A 15,851-nucleotide genomic window follows, 5' to 3' on the forward strand; every position below is an offset into this window, starting at 1 on the left:
CGTCATCACACAGCCGACGCCCATGCGCCAACCCAACCTGTCCGATATCGCCCTGTTCGCTGCCGTGGTCGAGGCCGGTGGTTTTCGCGTCGCGGCGCAACGCCGTGGCATGTCGGCCTCGTCGCTGAGCGATTGCGTACGCCGCCTGGAAAAGGAGCTGGGCGTACGCCTGCTGAACCGCACCACACGCGGCCTGACGCCGACGGAAATCGGCGCGCGCCTGCTTGAACGTCTGCGCCCCGCGCTGGACGAGATCAACGCGGCGCTCAATGACCTGCAGGAAGATCCGCAACACCCGGTCGGTTCGCTGCGCCTGCATGTGCCCGGCGTGATCGCAAGGCACATCCTGCCGCAACTGCTGGACGGCTTTCTCGCTCGCTACCCCGGCATCGCGCTGGAGGTGAACATGGACAACACTTTCATCGACGTGATCGGCGCCGGTTACGACGCCGGCATTCGCTACGAGGAAAGCCTGGCCAAGGACATGATCGCCATCCCCATCGGGCCGCGTCGCCAGTGTTTCATGGCGGTCGCTGCGCCCAGCTACCTGCAGCGCCATGGCACGCCGCATCACCCCAGCGAGCTGAGCGAACATCGCCTGCTCGGCTACCGGTTCGCCAGCGGCAAGCTCGGCGTGTGGGAGTTCGAGCAGGATGGACGCACCCTGCGCATCGCTCCCGAAGGCCGGCTGGTGAGCTCGTCGCAGGACCTGCTGATCGCAGCGGCCTGCGCCGGCCACGGCATTCTCTACACCTTCGAGGAATACATCGCGACGCACCTCGCCAGCGGTCAGCTGCAGCCCTTCCTGCATGACTGGTGGCAGCATTTCGACGGCCCCTACCTGTACTACCACAGCAGGCGTCACGTACCGGCGCCGCTGCGCGCCTTCGTTGACTACGTGAAGACCCTCAACGCCTCCGACCACTCGTCTCCAGGCCCGAAATAGAGCGGCCGCCAATACCCAAGCAAGGCGCTGGGAGATTATAATCGCGCGCTTGCTTCTCCCCCCTTCCAGGTCACTCATGAACAGTTCTGCATCCGACGCCGCGACGAGTCTGTCGCCGGGCGCGATCCTTCTCATTCAACTCGCCCTCGCTCTCGGCGGCTTCGCCATCGGCACCGGCGAATTCGCCATCATGGGCCTGATGCCCAACGTCGCTGCCGATCTCGGCGTCAGCGAGCCGCAGGTCGGCCACGTGATCAGCGCCTATGCCCTTGGCGTGGTGGTCGGCGCACCGGTGCTGGCCTTGCTTGGTGCACGCCTGCCGAGGCGCATCCTGCTTCTGCTGCTGATGGGCTGCTTCGCCCTCGGCAACTTCGCCAGCGCCCTGGCACCGAGCTACGAGCCACTGCTGATCTTCCGCTTCATCGCCGGTCTGCCGCACGGCGCCTACTTCGGCATCGCCATGCTGGTGGCCGCCTCGATGGCGCCGCCGCACAAGCGCGCCAAGGCGGTGAGCCGGGTATTGGCCGGCCTGACCGTGGCGATCCTGATCGGCAACCCGCTGGCCACCTGGCTCGGCCAGTTCATGAGCTGGCGCTACGCTTTCGCCCTGGTCGGGGTGATCGCCATCACCACCATCGCCATGGTGGCGATCTTTCTCCCCGCCGACCCGCACGAGCAGCGCAGCAGCCCGTCGGGCGAACTGCGTGCTTTCAACCGCGCACCGATCTGGCTGGCCCTGGGCATCGGCTCCATCGGTTTTGCCGGGATGTTCTGCGTGTTCAGCTACATGGCGCCGACCCTGCTTCATGTCACTCAGGTCGGGCCCGGCTGGATTCCCCTGGCCATGGGCGTGTTCGGCGCCGGCTGCATCGTCGGCAACAGTGCCGGCGGCTGGCTGTTCGACCGCCTGCGCCTGCGCGCCGTGGCCTGGATTCTGGCCTGGAGCACGCTGGTGTTGCTGGCCTTTCCGTTCGCCGCACACAGCCTGTGGACCCTCCTGCCGGCGATCTTCGCCCTGGGCACCATGATTGCCCTCGGCCCGGCCCTGCAGACCCACCTGATGGACGTTGCCACTGGCGCGCAGACACTCGCTGCCGCGTCCAATCACGCCGCGTTCAACGTCGCCAACGCGCTCGGCCCCTGGCTCGGCGGCCTGGCCATCAGCGCCGGCATGGGCTGGACCGTGACCGGCTACATCGGCGCGGCCACGGCCATCGGCGGCCTGCTGCTGTTCGCCTGGGCGTGGAAGGTGCAGCGCGAGAACGCAGCAATCTGACAGGTGCGAGAGCGTGCGCCGGCAGGTATCGTCTACGTCCCGAGCCACTATCGCGTAACCCGCCCGATGATTGCCCAGCGTTTACGATTCGCCCTGATCGGCACAGCTCTGTTCACCGCCCTGACTGCCCACGCCCAGGTGGAGGTCGAGGCCAATGCCGGCCTGCTGGCGGCGAAGATTTCCGAAGAGATCGTTCCGGGCGATTACGAGAAGCTGCTGGCTGGCTTGCGCGCCAACCCGGGCAAGCACACGCGCAAGGTCGTGCTGCTCGACAGCATCGGCGGCAGCGCGCCGGAGGCCATCCGCATGGGTCGCCTGCTGCGCGAAACCGGCTTCGAGGCGCTGGTGCCTTCCGGCGGCCTGTGCCAGGGCAGTTGCATCTACCTGCTCGCTGCCGGCAGCAAGCGCACCGTCAATGGCCATGTCGCCCTGCGCCGACCGCCCTTCCCTGCTGGCGACTCGGCACTGGCGCAGGCCGTCCATGGCAGCCAGTCGTTCAGCCCGGCCAGGTACTTTCGCGACATGGGTGTCGACGTAAGCCTGGCGGAAGACATCTATCAGGTCGCGCCAGGGCGCTTGCGTCTGCTGAGCAAGGATGAGCTGGTGCGCTATCGGTTGAAATAGCGATACGGACTTGCGGGGATAAAGCCCCTGCATCACTCGATGCCGGTTTTTTTCAGGTTCTTCGCATTCTCGCGGGGGATACGCTTGATACCGGGCTGGCAACTAAGTGTTAGCTGGCGATGACTTGGCACTATCCATTAGCACGCCGTCTGACCTGATGGGTTTCGCCCCTTACGGGCGACTCACTTTCTTTGCTTGTGCAAAGAAAGTAAGCAAAGAAACACACCCCTACATACGAGCTAGGCGCCCCCGCCCTGCTGCGCCGGGGTTCCCTCGTTCCATCACCACTCCAGGGGCCCGCCACGAAGGGCCATCCCTGGCCCATCGTGGCTCTCGCGACATCCATGTCGCTCAACCCCTTACGTGGCGATTCCACTCGGCCTCCTGAAGGGGACTCGGGCGTCGTCTACACCATCGCAGTTGAAGAGCAAAGACAAAGGCCAGACGCCGCCAATTCCAATTCCGCAAAGATTACGCAGGCCCCCGGAGCGGCACCGGAGCGAGGAAACGTAGCGAAGCGGAGTAACAGCCGAAAGGCTGGCCCGCAGGGTGAGCAAAGCGAATCAAGTTTCGCGCAGCGAAACCCGGATGTCGGGGTGCCCTTCTTTGGCACACCTTTCTTGGGCAAGCAAAGAAACGTAGCGAAGCGCAGTAAAAGCCGCAGGCTGGCCCGCAGGGTGAGCGCAGCGAATCAAGGTGTGGCGCCCGTAAGGGGCGCAACCCAAACGCTCAGTGGACTCGGTAATGGATAGTGCTAAGCCAGTAAGCGATACGCACACAAACTTGCCAATCCAGTATTGGCTCACACCTTCCCCAGACTATGCGAAGAACCTTTTTCATCAGAACAGGAAGGTCAGCGCCAGGTTGAACAGCATCGCTGCGACGAAACCGATGGGCGCGGCGCGCAGCAGCAATTGCGAGAACAGAGTCGAGCGCGCCTTGTCGTCCGTGCAGGAGCCCAGCAACAGGCTGCCGCCGGAGGAGAACGGCGAGATTGAGGTGGCCTGGGCGCCGACCACGATGGCGATGAAGATGATCATCGGATCGATCGACATCGACGCCGACAGCGGCAGCACCATCGGGAACAGCGCCGGCGTCACCACACCGAGCGTGCTGGCGAAGATCGACATCAGCGCCGCGATCACACCAAAGGCCACCGGAATCATCAGTGGCGGGATGTTGCCGCTGATCCAGGACGCCAGGGCATCGATGGTGCCAGCCTTGATCGCGACGGTAATCAACATGCCGACGCCGCAGATCATGATCAGCGTGGCCCAGGGTACCGAGGCGATGGCCTTGCGCTCGTCACCCAGCTTGAGCAGCAGTGCGATCACCGAGAACACGCTGGCGATCAGGCCGATATCCACCTTGCTGTTGATGAACCTGACCGTGGCGTTGTCCGGAAAGGCCAGCAGTGCCAGGGGCGCGGCAAGCACCAACACCATCATCAGCAGAGTCAGCAGCAGGGTCAGCTTCTGTTCACGATTGAAGGCCTCCGGCAGATCGGCGGCGAGCACCGCATTCTTCAGGTTGCGGCCATGACCACCGAGGAAGACGAAGGCGGAAATCACCAGCACCGGGATAATCGCCGTGCTGGCGAAGATCGCCAGGGCGTTGACGAAGGCTTCGCTCTCGGGCATGCCCGCGCCGGTCATCAGGCCACGGAAGATGATGCCACTCTGACTGGAAACGAAGTTGGCTCCGGCCAGTGCCCCATAGTTCACCGCCATGCCGCCGAGAATCAGGCTCATGCCGGTACGCTGGCACAGCAGCAGAGTCAGCGGTGCCATGAAGGCCAGCACGGTGTAGTAACCGGCCCCCATGGCAGCGATCACCCCCGAGGTCAGCAAAATGGCATAGGGCAGCAGGTGCGGCACGCCACGGCAGCGATACAGCAGATGCCCGGCGAGTTTTTCCAGGGTGCCGTTGACGGTGGCGAAGCTGTAGAACAGGCAGACCGAGAAGATCACGAAGAAGATCTTCAGCGGCCACATGTTGATGATGTCGCCCGGGCTCATGCCCATGCCGAAGCAGCCCAGCAGGTAGGCGAAGGCAATGGCGAACAGGCCGATGTTGATCTTGGTGGTGTACCCCAGCGCGACGGCGAGGACGATCGCGGCGACGACGAGCAGGCTCATCATGATGGTTTGATTCCTTTTGTTGTTCTGATGTGAGCGACGGTTACGCCGAGGCGAAACCGAACAGGGTTGCGGGGTTGTCCACCAGAACGCGACGGCGCTCCTCGGGGTTGGGCAGCAGGGCCTCGAGCAGCGCGAACTGCTGATCGTAGCGGGTCTGCGACTCGAACTGGGTGTTGGGCCAGTCACTGCCCCAGAGGAATCGCCCGACTCCACCGCAGGCTTCACGCAGGCGCGCTTCGATGGCCTGGGCGCGGGCCTGATCGGACTGGCTGCGATAGGCTGCCGACAGCTTGATCCACACCGGCGCCTGGCCGAGCAGATCGAAGAAGGCGTGATGCTGCGCAGCATCCAATTGCACGCTCGGCGCCGGCAGGCCGAAATGATCGATCACCAGGGTGACGCCGGATTCGAGAATCGCCGGCACGATCAGCGCCAGATCGTCGAAACCACGCTGGATCTCCACCTGCCAGCCGCGTCGCGCCAGGCGGCGGAACAGGCCGTTCCAGGCCGGCCCCGTGTAGTCCTCCAGCACCTTGCCGATCAGGTTCAGGCGTATGCCCACCACACCCGCGGCGGCCAATTCGTCCAGCTCGGCATCGCTGACCTGCGCGTCGACCACCGCGACGCCACGCAAACGCTCCGGGAAACGCTGCAACGCCTCGACCATGTAGTGGTTGTCGGTGCCGAGAAAGCTGGGCTGGATCAGTACCCCGTGGGACAGCCCGCAAGCGTCCAGGTGGGCCTGGTACTGCTCCACGGAAGCGTCATAACTGGGGCTGTAGCGGCGGCCGGAAACCATGGGCAGGTCCTGGCGAAAGATGTGCGCGTGGGTGTCGATGCCGGTGATTGCGGCATAAGGCATGGGCGTCACGAAGCGATACCTCTGTCATTTTTTGTACGAGCCGCCGGTACGAGCGACTCCTTCTTGTAAAACATATATTCATATATATGATTAGATGACTGTATCTACAGAGATCAAGTGCTGTCAATCTGCAGGCCAGTGGTAAAGTGACGGCCGGTCGACTTTCGGATTTGAGGTTTATGAGCACCACGGCTCTGGGACAGGACGAACGCCTGCCGCTGTATCAGCGGTTACGCGACGAGATGCTGGGCAAGATCGCCGCTGGCGAATGGCTGCCCGGCGAGGCCATTCCTACCGAAGCGGAGTTGACCCGACAGTACGGTGTGGCCGTGGGAACGGTGCGCAAGGCGGTGGAAACCCTGGTTGCCGAAGGCCTGCTGCTGCGTGCCCAGGGTCGCGGCACCTTCGTGCGGCGGCCGAACTTCGACGGTTCGCTGTTCCGCTTCTTCCGTCAGGTCAACGCCAGCGGCCAGTCTCAGGTGCCGCAAAGCCGTATCCTCGACTGCCGCCAGGTGCCGGCCGACGCGGCCGCCAGCCAGGCGCTGAAGCTGAGCGAAGGCGCCCCCTGCATATTCCTCCAACGCCTGCGCCTGATCGACGGTCGCCCGCTGTTCCATGAACGTATCTGGCTGCCGGCGTCGCGCTTCGGCGCTTTGCTGGACATCGCCGCCGACGACTTCCCGCAGTTGCTCTACCCCTTCTACGAGCAGCACTGCGGCCAGCGCATTGCCTCGGCCCAGGAGACCCTCACCGTCTCTGCGGCCGATGCCGAGCTTGCTGCCGCCCTGGATGTAGCCGAGGCCAGCCCGAGCGTGGTCATCGAACGCACCGCATTGGGCTACGACCGCACGCCGCTGGAATATCGCCTGTCACGCGCGGCGGCGGAGAACTTCCGTTACCAGGTGGAAATCAGCTAACAGGCCGTTGTCCTGACGGCAAAACGCCCGGGCAAGCCCGGGCGTTAGATGCACTGCTGAACGTCCCCGGTCTAGAACAACCCGAGCGCCCAGGCCGCACCGAACAGCACCAGCGAGAAGCCCCACATCCACCACAACGAGTAGCGGATGTGCCGGCCCAGATCCAGCCCGGCCAGACCCAGCGCCAGCCACAGCGCCGGCGAGAACGGACTGATGAAGGTGCCGATGATGTTGCCGATGGTCAGCGCATAAACCACGCTGGCTGGCTCGACACCCTGGGCGCCGACCACTTCCAGCGTTACCGGCAGCAGCCCAAAGTAGTAGGCGTCGGTGCTCAGCATCAGCTCCATCGGCAGGCCGAACAGACCCAGCACGATGTGCATCTGCCCCACCAGCGGCGCCGGCAGTACCTGCGCCAGGTCCTGGGCGATGGACGTGAGCATGCCGGTGCCGGTGAAGATACCCAGCATCGAGCCAGCGGCCAGAATGATCATACCCATGCTCAGCGCAGCCGGAGCGTGCGCGGAGATACGCTGCATCTGCGCCTTGCCGCCGGGGTAGTTGATCAGCAGCGCCAGGCACAGGCCGATCATGAAGATATAGCCGGCCGGCAGCACGCCAGAGAACAGCGAGACCAGCACCACCAGGAACAACGCGGAGTTGGCCCAGAGCAGGCGCGGGCGTTCCAGCTCGCGCTCCTCGGCGCTCGGCTCATGCAGGTCAGTGCTGGTTTCCACCAGTACACCTTCGTCCCCGGTCGTGCCGGCCGCGATACGCCGCTGTTCACGCCAGCCCAGCAGCGCCGCCAGGGCAACCAATAGCACTACGCCAATACCCTGCACCGCGATCAACGGACGCCACAGCTCGGTGACCTCGATACCGGTCACTGCCGAGGCACGCCCCAGCGGCCCGGCCCAGGGCAGCATGTTGAAGATGCCGGCACCAATCGCCAACAGCAGCAGCATCAGGTACGGGCTCATGCGCAACTGCTTGTACAGCGGCAGCAAGGCGGGAACGGTGAGCAGGAAGGTGGTGGCACCAGCGCCGTCGAGGTGCGCCAGCATGCCGATCACCGCCGTGGCGACGGTCACCGCGATCACGTTGCCGCGGGTCAGGCGCACCATGCCATTGATCAGGGGCCTGAACAGACCTGTGTCCTGCAGCACGCCGAAAAAGGTGATGGCAAAAACGAACATGGTGGCAATCGCCGTCACGCGGCCGATGCCATCGGTGAAGAAACCGGAAATCGCCTCCGGGCCAAAGCCTGCGGCCAGAGCGCCCAGCAACGGCACCACAATCAATGGCAGAACAGGCGACATGCGCCCGATAAGCAACAGCACAACCAGGCTGCAGATGGTCAACAGGCCAATCAAGGTCAACAAACCGCTTTCTCCTCTTTGTTCTTGTAAGGCACGCGAAAGGCGCGTGCGGAGGCTAAGAGGCGAACCTTTCAACAACCTTTAAGCGGCGAACATGCGTCACACCAAATGTCAGTGGATATGTCGCAGAATCGGGGCGGCAGCCCTGCCGCCCCGGCTTGGTTCATTGCAGGGTGTAGCCCTTGTCCACCACCCAATCCTGGCCATGAACACCACGCGCACCGTTGCTCAGCTGAAACAGCACCACCTCGGCAATCGCCTGCGGCTCGAGGAACTCGCCGTCGACCAGGCGCCTGCCGACTTCACTGGCGACGCCCGCCAAGGCATCCTCGGCCAGGCCCAGGCTGCTCCAGATCGGTGTCGCCGTCGGCCCTGGCGAAACCAGATTGAGCCGCAAGCCTTCAGCGGCATGCTCCAGCGCCAGGCTGCGCACCAGCGCCGAGAGTGCGGCCTTGCTGGCGATGTAACCGCCAAGCCCGGCGAAGCCGAGTTGACGCAGGAAGGTGCTGATGAATACCACCGATGCAGGCCGCGCCAGATGAGGCTTGAGCACCTGAAAGGTATTGATTGCACCGGCGCCGTTGACCCGCCACTGCTGCTCGAACGCCTGCATGTCGCAGCCCGATGCCAAGCGTGCGATCCCGGCGTTGGGTACCAGGTAGTCGACGGCACCGAGCCGCCCCGCCCGCTCGGCCAGCCCATGCAGCGCATCGATATCGGTGACGTCGCCCGCACACCAATGCAGCTGTTCGGGATGTAACGCCTGCAGCGCCTCCAGCGCGCCCAGACGCCGTGAGAAAGCCAGCACGCGCGCGCCGCGCTGCAGCAACAGATCACACACCGCCAGGCCGATACCCGAGCTGGCCCCGGTGACGACAGCCAGACGACCCTGAAAATTCGTATTCATGAAGTTCCTCGAAGCGAAAAGAGAGTGAGTGCCGCGACTCGCGCGAGCCGCGCTGAAATCGGCTTACTGCGCCTGCAGGCGGATGCCATTCATCTCCACCTGCTGACCCAGCGCGAAGCGCTCCCTGGGCGAGCGCACCCACTGCTCACGACCGCCTTCGTGGCGCACCACATAGGCGGTTCCACTATTGCCAGTGGCAGCCTGAACCTGCGCACCTGTCCAGAGCCCGGCGGCACCACCGACCAACGCACCGACAGGGCCACCCGCGGCGGCGCCCAGCATCAGGCCGGACAAACCTCCGAAACCGGCACCCACCGAGTTTTCTTCACGTTCGGCCACTACTTCGGCAGCCTGCAGAACATTGGCGGCCGCAAGGCCGAGGGAAAGGGCAAGCAAGGCAATGGATTTCATCTGATTTCTCCTGTAATGGGCATTGCACCCGGACAGAGTCAGATTCTGTGCCATGTATTTTCTCTATCAAAAACAGATAGATAAGAAAAAAAAGGTACTAATGACAACAAGGAAAGCGAGTCACAATGACAGCTTTAAAGTCATTGTGACCCCAACCCAGGATCGACAGGACGTGTTCAGCTAAACGTTTTGACCCGCTCCAGCCACGCCATGTCGAGCCGCGTCTGCTCGATGTCCAGCGCCCGCTGCTCCATTGCCTCGCGATGGCTGTCGATCTCGCCCACCATCTGGCTCAGCTCGCTGGAGTTGCCATCGAGTTGATGCATCTGGCTCACCCCCAGGTGGTAGAAGCGCAGCAGCTTCATCGCGCTTTCATCCCCCCGTGCCACGCCTGCCTTGACGTGATGCATGACGTTGGTGACGCGCATCAGGCTGCGCTTGAGTCGCCAGCCGTAGATGGCCGGCGCCATGAACGGCCGCGACCAGAGTTGCTGACGCACCAGCGCAATGGTCAGGCCAAGCCCCACCACCACACCGATCAGGTTCCATTTGAAGTTGTCACCACCGGGCGTGCCGAACGCCTGCGTGCTCAGCGTGGCGCAGAGCATGGCCAGCGCCAAGAAGATGAGCGCGATCACCGCAGTGCTGCGGCGGGTCTGCTGGCGGTAGTAGGCGGGGTCGATGGGCTGGATTTCAAACATGCGCGAAGGCTCGTGGCGGGGTCAGTCGGCGATGGTACGACAGCCTGCCACGATGCACGAACCCGTCACGCCTCTGTACGATCCTGAAGATAAGGACCGATCGCCGCCATCGCCCCCGCCAGGTACTGCGCCTTCTCACCCACCGGCGCCACGTAGTGCAGCGCCTGGCGCGCCTCGTCGAGGCCGAGCAGACGGGCGATGACCCAGGCGGCGAGATAGGTCGACGCCAGGCAGCCGCCCGCCGTTGCGACATTGCCACGGGCGAACAGCGGCTGATCGAGCACCCGCACACCTGCTTCCTGCACCCAGGGCTTGCTGGTCAGGTCGGTGCAGGCGGCGACGCCGTCGAGCAAGCCGAGCTTGGCCAGTAGCAACGTGCCGGAGCACTGCGCCGCCAGCAGTTGGCGCGCCGGGTCGAGGCGCAGTTGCGCCATCAGCGCTTTATCCGCCACCACCTCGCGGGTGCGCATGCCACTGCCGACGATCACCGCATCCGCCGCGCAGGCCTGCTGCAGGTCGATCTGGCTATCGATCACCAGCCCGTTCATGGACGTCACGCGCGCAGCAGGGCTGGCGATGCTGACGCGCCAGTCGGGCCTGTGTATGCGGTTGAGAATGGCGTAAGCGATCAGCGAGTCGAGTTCGTTGAACCCTTCGAAGGTCAGAATGGCGATGTGCATGGCGGCTCCTGTCATGAAACGGGTTGCCACGCAGCTTCGAGGCAATGATCATGACAATCAAATAATTGTCATGGATACAACCCATGCCCCGCGCGCGCTACAAGCAACTGGTCGATCAGTTGGCCGCCGACATCCGCTGTGGCGCGCTCGCGCCTGGCACACGCCTGCCCACACACCGCGAACTGGCCACACAGCACGGCATCGCCCTGGTCACCGCGTCACGGGTCTACACCGAGCTGCACGCCATGGGCCTGGTGAGTGGCGAAACCGGGCGCGGCACCTTCGTGCGCGAGACCAGCCTGGCGCCCGGTCACGGTATCGACCAGCCAGCGACCGAAGGCGGCATGCTCGACCTCAACTTCAACTACCCCACGCTGCCGGGGCAGGCCGACCTGCTGCGCCAGGCCCTGCGCCAGCTGGCATTGTCCGGTGATCTGGAAGCGCTGCTGCGCTATCAGCCGCATGCCGGGCGCCCCCATGAGCGGGCATTGCTGGCCAGGCACCTGACGGATCAGGGACTCCCGGTCACGGCGCAACAGGTGCTGATCGTCAACGGCGCCCAGCACGGCCTGGCGCTGACCCTGCAGACCCTGCTCAAACCCGGTGACGTGGTCGCGGTCGACGCCCTCACCTACCCCGGTTTCAAGGCGGCCGCCGCCGCGCGCGGCGTGGAATTGCTGGCGCTGCCCTGCGAGGCCAGCGGCCCCGATTTCGATGCCCTGGCGGCGCTGTGCAGAACGCGCCGGGTACGGGCGATCTACAGCATGCCGACCCTGCACAACCCACTGGGCTGGGTACTCGACCAGCGACAGCGCGAGCGCCTGATCGACATCGCCCGCCAGCACGACCTGCTGATCATCGAGGATGCCGCCTACGCCTTCCTGGCCAGCTCGGCACCAGCGCCACTGGCCGCCCTGGCGCCCGAACGCACGGTGCATGTGTCCGGCTTCTCGAAGAACATCGCCACCGGCCTACGGGTCGGCTACCTGACAGCGCCTGCCGTCTGGGTCGCCGCACTGGAGCGCAGCATCCGCGCCAGCACCTGGAACACCCCGGGCATCATGACGGCGCTGGTCTGCGCCTGGATCGAAGACGGCACACTGGCCCGCCTGCAAGCGCAGAAGCGCGACGACGCCCGCTGTCGGCAAGCACTGGCTCGGCGCGTACTGGCCGGCCTGCAACCGATCGGCCATGAGGCCGGCTATTTCCTCTGGCTGCCGTTACCGGCCGAGGTGCGCGCCGATCAGGTCGTGGCGCGTCTGCTGCACGAGCAGGTGGCAGTCTCCACCGCTGAGCCGTTCAGCACCTCGGAGCAGGTGCCTCATGCGCTGCGCCTGGCCCTTGGCTCGGTTACCCTGGCGCAACTGGAAGACGCGCTGGACAAGGTCAGGCATGCCATCGCCCATTTCGCCTATTGAGCGACCTGACGCAGCCACTCGCTGGGACTCGCCCCCACCTTGCGGCGAAAGGCGCGGGCCAGGGCCGAGGGGCTTTCATAGCCGACCTCGTCGGCGATCAGCGCCATGGGCCGGCCCTCGCGTAGACGCTTCTGCGCCAGGCTTACACGCCAGCCCACCAGGTAATCGGCCGGCGTAGCACCGACCACGTCGTGGAAATGCGCAGCGAAACTGGCGCGCGACATGCCGGCCAGCGCCGCCAGCTCGGCCACCGACCAGCCATGCTGCGGCCTCTCGTGCAGTTGATTGAGCGCTCGCGCCAGGCGTGGCTCGGCCAGACCCGCCATCATCCCCGAGGCCAGCTCGCGGCTGTTCATCAAATGGCGCAGCAGCTGAATCACCATCAACTCGAACAAGCGGTTGAGCACCAGCTCACGCCCACAATCCTCCCCTGTCGCTTCGGCGAACAGCCAGTCCAGGCAACCGCTCAGACTCGGCAACTCGCGCAGCGGTTTGACGATGGCACCCGGCAACGACCGCGACAACGGATTGTCGATACCCCCGTCGAAGGCCAGGGTGGCGCAGACCAGTTCGGCGCCATCGGCCTCGCTGGCGCTCATCTGGTGCAGGCGCGGCCTGGCCACCAGCATCAGGCTCGGCTCTTCCAGGCGCAGCTCGCGGCCATCGCCCTCGCGAAAGTTGATGCGCCCGGCGCGTAGCAGGTGAATGTAGCCATGCGGCTCCTGCTCGCCATGGCTGCTGGTGCCGCAGAACCCACCCCGGTGAAAGGTGCTGGCGTGCAGATTGAAGTGATGCAGCAGGTTGGACAGACGATCCATGGTCATCTCGCACTTTTGGACGATCTGTCGCATAACATCGACGATCTGAATCCGAAAAGCCAGCTCGACTCACTAGCATGGCTCCAGGCTTGAACAACAGGCCCTCACCCAAGACTGGAGAATCACCATGACGCGCATCACCGCACTGCCCTTCGAACAAACCGCTACCAGCGCCCAGGCGCAACTGGAAGGCATCCGCAAGGGCCTCGGTTTCATCCCCAACACATTCGCCACCCTGGCCCACGCCCCGGCCGCGCTAAGCGGCTACCTGGCACTGTCCCAGGCGCTCGGCAAAGGCACACTGAACGCCAAGGCGCGCGAAGTGGTGGCACTGGCCAGCTCGCAGGTCAACGGTTGCGAATACTGCCTGGCTGCGCACACCCTGTTCGCCGACAAGGCAGGCCTGAGCGCAGCGGATATCCGTAGCGCCCGCGATGGCGAGTTCGATGCCGTGGCGCGCCTGACCCGGCAGATCATCGACAGCCGCGGCAGCCTGAGCGATGCACAGCTGCAAGCCGCGCGCGACGCTGGGCTGACCGATGCGGCAATCGTCGAGGTGGTGGCCAACGTCGCCTTGATGACGCTGACCAACTACCTCAACAACCTGGCCGAAACCGCTGTCGACTTTCCACCCGTAGCCGTCTGACAAGACAGGAGGTGCGCCATGCAAGCCGTCACTCTTTACACCACCGGCCACTGCCCCTACTGCGTCAATGCCAAGACCCTGCTGACGCGCAAGGGCGTGACCTACGAGGAAATCGACGTGGGCAGTTCGCCGCAGCGTCTGGCGGAAATGCTACAGCGCAGCAACCGCCGCAGCGTGCCGCAGATCTTCATCGGCGAACGCCACGTCGGCGGCTTCGATGACCTCGCCGCACTGGAACGTGGCGGCGAACTGGATGCGTTGCTGCACGCCTGAACCTTGATGGCCGACCTTGCTGGCGGCCATCACCCTTTCTGAGCCGACAGCTGTGCCGGCCTACTCCTTTTCGTCAAAGCGCTCGTCTTTGCCCTCATGCACCTGGCCATCGCTGCCGATACAAGAGCGGCAACATCGGCCCGATAGGCTGAGCGTCGCCCTGCGCCCTATCTCGAAATGGAGTATTCCCATGCGTCTCGACGCCCTCTCTTTGAAAACCCGCCTGATCATCGCGGTGGCGATTCCCTGCATCGCCCTGCTGCTGGTGGCGCTGACCAGCCTGAGCAGCATGTCGAGCATGCATCGGGACACTGAGGTGCTCTATCTCAATACGGCCGCGCCGATGCGCGCCATGGCCGAGGTCGCCTCACGCATCCCGCGCATGCGTGTAGGGCTCGACATGATGCTGCTGCAGGACACTCCGCTGCGCGACGAGCGCGGTGTGAAATCCCGCGTACAAGACGCCCGCAACGAGGACGTGCCCGGCATGCGCGAGGCGATGCGTCAGGCCGTGGCCGCCCAGGTCAACCCGGAGCGCAAGGCGCAGGCGCAGCAATTGCTCGATCAGTTCGAAGCCATGGTCAGCAACGAACTGAACCCGATGCTCGCCGCCTTCGATGCCGGCGACATGGCCAAGGCGCAGCAAATCTATCGCGATCAGTACGCCAAGACCTACGGGGTGATGCGCCAGGGCGCCAACGACCTGCTAGACGCCCTGCTCAAGCAGGCCGAGCAGCAGAACCTGCACAGCGCGCAGAGCTATGACGATGGCCTGACCCGCCAGATCGCCATCATCGCCACCGGCCTGCTGGTGTCGATCATCATTTCCTGGCTGATCGTGGTGCAGCTACGTCGCCGTGTGGCGGTGTTGCAGAGCAGCCTGGGCCAGGCCGCCGACAACCTGGCCCTGGACACCCGCATCGAATTGCACGGCCAGGACGAACTGAGCGAGATCGCCCGCAGCTTCAACCAGTTCATCGACAAGGTGCACGGCGCCATGCGCCAGCTCGCCGACAACTCGCGCCAGCTCTCGGGCATGGCGCGCGATGTGGCCGAACGCGCACGCCTTACGCAAAGCAACTGCACCGCACAAAGCGACCGCACGGTACAGGTGGCCACCGCCATCAACGAGCTGGGCTCGACCGTCAACGAGATCGCGCGCAACGCCGAGAACGCCGCAGAAGTTGCCCGCGAAGCCACCCAGCATGCCAGCGACGGCAGCGCGGTGGTCAGTCAGGCGCATCGTCAGGTCGACGCCCTCAACGGCGAACTGGAACAGGCCGCCAAGGTGATCGAGGCACTGGCCGCGCAGACCAACGCCATCAGCACCACGCTCAACACCATTCGCAGCATTTCCGAGCAGACCAACCTGCTCGCCCTCAACGCCGCCATCGAAGCGGCGCGTGCCGGCGAACAGGGTCGTGGTTTCGCCGTGGTGGCCGACGAGGTACGCACCCTAGCCAGCCGTTCCGGCGCCTCCACCGAGGAAATCCAGCAAGTCATCGACCGCCTGCAGAACGAATCACGCTCGGCCGTCGAGGCCATGGCCAAGGGGCAACGGCAGAGCGCGCTGGTGGTGGAGTACGCGAGCAAGGCGTCGGTGGCGCTGGAGCAGATCAACAGCCATATCGGCCAGATCAGCGACCAGAACATCCAGGTCGCCACCGCCACCGAGGAACAGTCCAGCGTGGTGGAAGACATCAACCGCAACATCGTCGACATCAACGAGCTGACCGTCGGCACCACCCATATCGCCGATCAGCTCAACCAGGCCAGCAGCGATTTGCAGGCGCTGTCGACCCAGCTCGATGGCCTGGTCGGACGTTTCCGGTTGTAACCCCTCAAACCACTC

Annotated in this window: 16 protein-coding genes and 1 pseudogene; 9 read left to right on the top strand and 8 right to left on the bottom strand. The window is 64.5% G+C overall.

What is annotated here, in order from left to right:
• Nucleotides 1–22 precede the first annotated feature (22 nt).
• The 3 genes from GV002_RS22125 to GV002_RS22135 all read left to right on the top strand — a co-directional run bounded on the left by GV002_RS22125 (nucleotide 23) and on the right by GV002_RS22135 (nucleotide 2,846).
• The gene (locus GV002_RS22125) at nucleotides 23–946 is read left to right on the top strand and encodes a LysR family transcriptional regulator (RefSeq protein WP_160020419.1); all 924 of its coding nucleotides are present in this window, start codon (nucleotides 23–25) and stop codon (nucleotides 944–946) included.
• Between the two features lie 76 nt (nucleotides 947–1,022).
• Nucleotides 1,023–2,222 carry an MFS transporter gene (locus tag GV002_RS22130; protein ID WP_160020420.1) on the top strand — a complete coding sequence of 400 codons (1,200 nt, stop codon included), beginning with the start codon at nucleotides 1,023–1,025 and terminating at the stop codon, nucleotides 2,220–2,222.
• 66 nt (nucleotides 2,223–2,288) lie between these two features.
• A complete protein-coding gene (locus tag GV002_RS22135; RefSeq protein ID WP_160020775.1) occupies nucleotides 2,289–2,846 on the top strand; it encodes a hypothetical protein in 558 nt (185 codons plus the stop codon).
• A gap of 839 nt (nucleotides 2,847–3,685) precedes the next feature.
• On the opposite strand, the gene GV002_RS22140 is transcribed toward GV002_RS22135, so the two are convergent.
• A complete protein-coding gene (locus GV002_RS22140; protein WP_160020421.1) occupies nucleotides 3,686–4,987 on the bottom strand; it encodes an SLC13 family permease in 1,302 nt (433 codons plus the stop codon).
• Nucleotides 4,988–5,027: 40 nt separating this feature from the next.
• Complete coding sequence (locus tag GV002_RS22145) at nucleotides 5,028–5,849, bottom strand: amidohydrolase family protein (protein ID WP_178094792.1); 822 nt, start codon at nucleotides 5,847–5,849, stop codon at nucleotides 5,028–5,030.
• Nucleotides 5,850–6,028: 179 nt separating this feature from the next.
• Between GV002_RS22145 and GV002_RS22150 the strand changes: the two genes are divergently transcribed.
• Nucleotides 6,029–6,766, top strand: a complete 738-nt coding sequence (locus GV002_RS22150) for a GntR family transcriptional regulator (protein ID WP_160020423.1) — start codon at nucleotides 6,029–6,031, stop codon at nucleotides 6,764–6,766.
• 71 nt (nucleotides 6,767–6,837) lie between these two features.
• Here GV002_RS22150 and GV002_RS22155 read toward each other — a convergent pair whose 3' ends face one another.
• The 5 genes from GV002_RS22155 to GV002_RS22175 all read right to left on the bottom strand — a co-directional run bounded on the left by GV002_RS22155 (nucleotide 6,838) and on the right by GV002_RS22175 (nucleotide 10,844).
• The gene (locus GV002_RS22155) at nucleotides 6,838–8,148 is read right to left on the bottom strand and encodes a CitMHS family transporter (RefSeq protein WP_160020424.1); all 1,311 of its coding nucleotides are present in this window, start codon (nucleotides 8,146–8,148) and stop codon (nucleotides 6,838–6,840) included.
• Between the two features lie 160 nt (nucleotides 8,149–8,308).
• Nucleotides 8,309–9,052 carry an SDR family NAD(P)-dependent oxidoreductase gene (locus GV002_RS22160; RefSeq protein ID WP_160020425.1) on the bottom strand — a complete coding sequence of 248 codons (744 nt, stop codon included), beginning with the start codon at nucleotides 9,050–9,052 and terminating at the stop codon, nucleotides 8,309–8,311.
• A gap of 63 nt (nucleotides 9,053–9,115) precedes the next feature.
• Entirely contained in the window at nucleotides 9,116–9,463 is a 348-nt protein-coding gene (locus GV002_RS22165; protein ID WP_160020426.1) for a hypothetical protein, read from the bottom strand.
• Nucleotides 9,464–9,639: 176 nt separating this feature from the next.
• Nucleotides 9,640–10,164: a DUF3087 domain-containing protein gene (locus GV002_RS22170; protein ID WP_160020427.1), complete on the bottom strand. Its 525-nt coding sequence runs from the start codon at nucleotides 10,162–10,164 to the stop codon at nucleotides 9,640–9,642.
• Between the two features lie 65 nt (nucleotides 10,165–10,229).
• Nucleotides 10,230–10,844 (bottom strand): DJ-1/PfpI family protein, encoded by a 615-nt coding sequence (locus GV002_RS22175; RefSeq protein WP_160020428.1) that lies wholly within the window; start codon nucleotides 10,842–10,844, stop codon nucleotides 10,230–10,232.
• A gap of 83 nt (nucleotides 10,845–10,927) precedes the next feature.
• On the opposite strand from GV002_RS22175, the gene GV002_RS22180 reads away from it, so the two are divergent.
• Entirely contained in the window at nucleotides 10,928–12,262 is a 1,335-nt protein-coding gene (locus tag GV002_RS22180) for a PLP-dependent aminotransferase family protein (protein WP_160020429.1), read from the top strand.
• Here GV002_RS22180 and GV002_RS22185 read toward each other — a convergent pair.
• Nucleotides 12,256–13,086 carry an AraC family transcriptional regulator gene (locus GV002_RS22185; protein ID WP_160020430.1) on the bottom strand — a complete coding sequence of 277 codons (831 nt, stop codon included), beginning with the start codon at nucleotides 13,084–13,086 and terminating at the stop codon, nucleotides 12,256–12,258. The genes GV002_RS22180 and GV002_RS22185 overlap by 7 nt on opposite strands.
• A 121-nt stretch (nucleotides 13,087–13,207) precedes the next feature.
• Here GV002_RS22185 and GV002_RS22190 point away from each other — a divergent pair, with 121 nt between their 5' ends.
• The 4 genes and pseudogenes from GV002_RS22190 to GV002_RS24710 all read left to right on the top strand — a co-directional run bounded on the left by GV002_RS22190 (nucleotide 13,208) and on the right by GV002_RS24710 (nucleotide 15,836).
• Nucleotides 13,208–13,726 carry a carboxymuconolactone decarboxylase family protein gene (locus GV002_RS22190; protein WP_160020431.1) on the top strand — a complete coding sequence of 173 codons (519 nt, stop codon included), beginning with the start codon at nucleotides 13,208–13,210 and terminating at the stop codon, nucleotides 13,724–13,726.
• Nucleotides 13,727–13,744: 18 nt separating this feature from the next.
• Nucleotides 13,745–13,999: a glutaredoxin 3 gene (grxC, locus tag GV002_RS22195; protein WP_160020432.1), complete on the top strand. Its 255-nt coding sequence runs from the start codon at nucleotides 13,745–13,747 to the stop codon at nucleotides 13,997–13,999.
• A gap of 190 nt (nucleotides 14,000–14,189) precedes the next feature.
• Nucleotides 14,190–14,978 (top strand): annotated as a pseudogene (locus GV002_RS24705) (MCP four helix bundle domain-containing protein); the annotation flags it as partial.
• Between the two features lie 57 nt (nucleotides 14,979–15,035).
• Nucleotides 15,036–15,836 carry a methyl-accepting chemotaxis protein gene (locus GV002_RS24710; RefSeq protein WP_371254548.1) on the top strand — a complete coding sequence of 267 codons (801 nt, stop codon included), beginning with the start codon at nucleotides 15,036–15,038 and terminating at the stop codon, nucleotides 15,834–15,836.
• The last annotated feature ends 15 nt before the right edge of the window (nucleotides 15,837–15,851 follow it).

This window comes from Pseudomonas sp. 8O, assembly GCF_902506495.1.
Classification (GTDB): Bacteria; Pseudomonadota; Gammaproteobacteria; order Pseudomonadales; family Pseudomonadaceae; genus Aquipseudomonas; species Aquipseudomonas chaetocerotis.

Coding starts and splice junctions, on each gene's coding strand:
- GV002_RS22185 (WP_160020430.1), bottom strand. CDS start 13,086: ATGACCATGGATCGTCTGTCCAACCTGCTGCATCACTTCAATCTGCAC.
- GV002_RS22170 (WP_160020427.1), bottom strand. CDS start 10,164: ATGTTTGAAATCCAGCCCATCGACCCCGCCTACTACCGCCAGCAGACC.
- GV002_RS22165 (WP_160020426.1), bottom strand. CDS start 9,463: ATGAAATCCATTGCCTTGCTTGCCCTTTCCCTCGGCCTTGCGGCCGCC.
- GV002_RS22135 (WP_160020775.1), top strand. CDS start 2,289: ATGATTGCCCAGCGTTTACGATTCGCCCTGATCGGCACAGCTCTGTTC.
- GV002_RS22175 (WP_160020428.1), bottom strand. CDS start 10,844: ATGCACATCGCCATTCTGACCTTCGAAGGGTTCAACGAACTCGACTCG.
- GV002_RS24710 (WP_371254548.1), top strand. CDS start 15,036: ATGGCGCGCGATGTGGCCGAACGCGCACGCCTTACGCAAAGCAACTGC.
- GV002_RS22130 (WP_160020420.1), top strand. CDS start 1,023: ATGAACAGTTCTGCATCCGACGCCGCGACGAGTCTGTCGCCGGGCGCG.
- GV002_RS22150 (WP_160020423.1), top strand. CDS start 6,029: ATGAGCACCACGGCTCTGGGACAGGACGAACGCCTGCCGCTGTATCAG.
- GV002_RS22160 (WP_160020425.1), bottom strand. CDS start 9,052: ATGAATACGAATTTTCAGGGTCGTCTGGCTGTCGTCACCGGGGCCAGC.
- GV002_RS22180 (WP_160020429.1), top strand. CDS start 10,928: ATGCCCCGCGCGCGCTACAAGCAACTGGTCGATCAGTTGGCCGCCGAC.
- GV002_RS22125 (WP_160020419.1), top strand. CDS start 23: ATGCGCCAACCCAACCTGTCCGATATCGCCCTGTTCGCTGCCGTGGTC.
- GV002_RS22145 (WP_178094792.1), bottom strand. CDS start 5,849: ATGCCTTATGCCGCAATCACCGGCATCGACACCCACGCGCACATCTTT.
- grxC (WP_160020432.1), top strand. CDS start 13,745: ATGCAAGCCGTCACTCTTTACACCACCGGCCACTGCCCCTACTGCGTC.
- GV002_RS22190 (WP_160020431.1), top strand. CDS start 13,208: ATGACGCGCATCACCGCACTGCCCTTCGAACAAACCGCTACCAGCGCC.
- GV002_RS22140 (WP_160020421.1), bottom strand. CDS start 4,987: ATGATGAGCCTGCTCGTCGTCGCCGCGATCGTCCTCGCCGTCGCGCTG.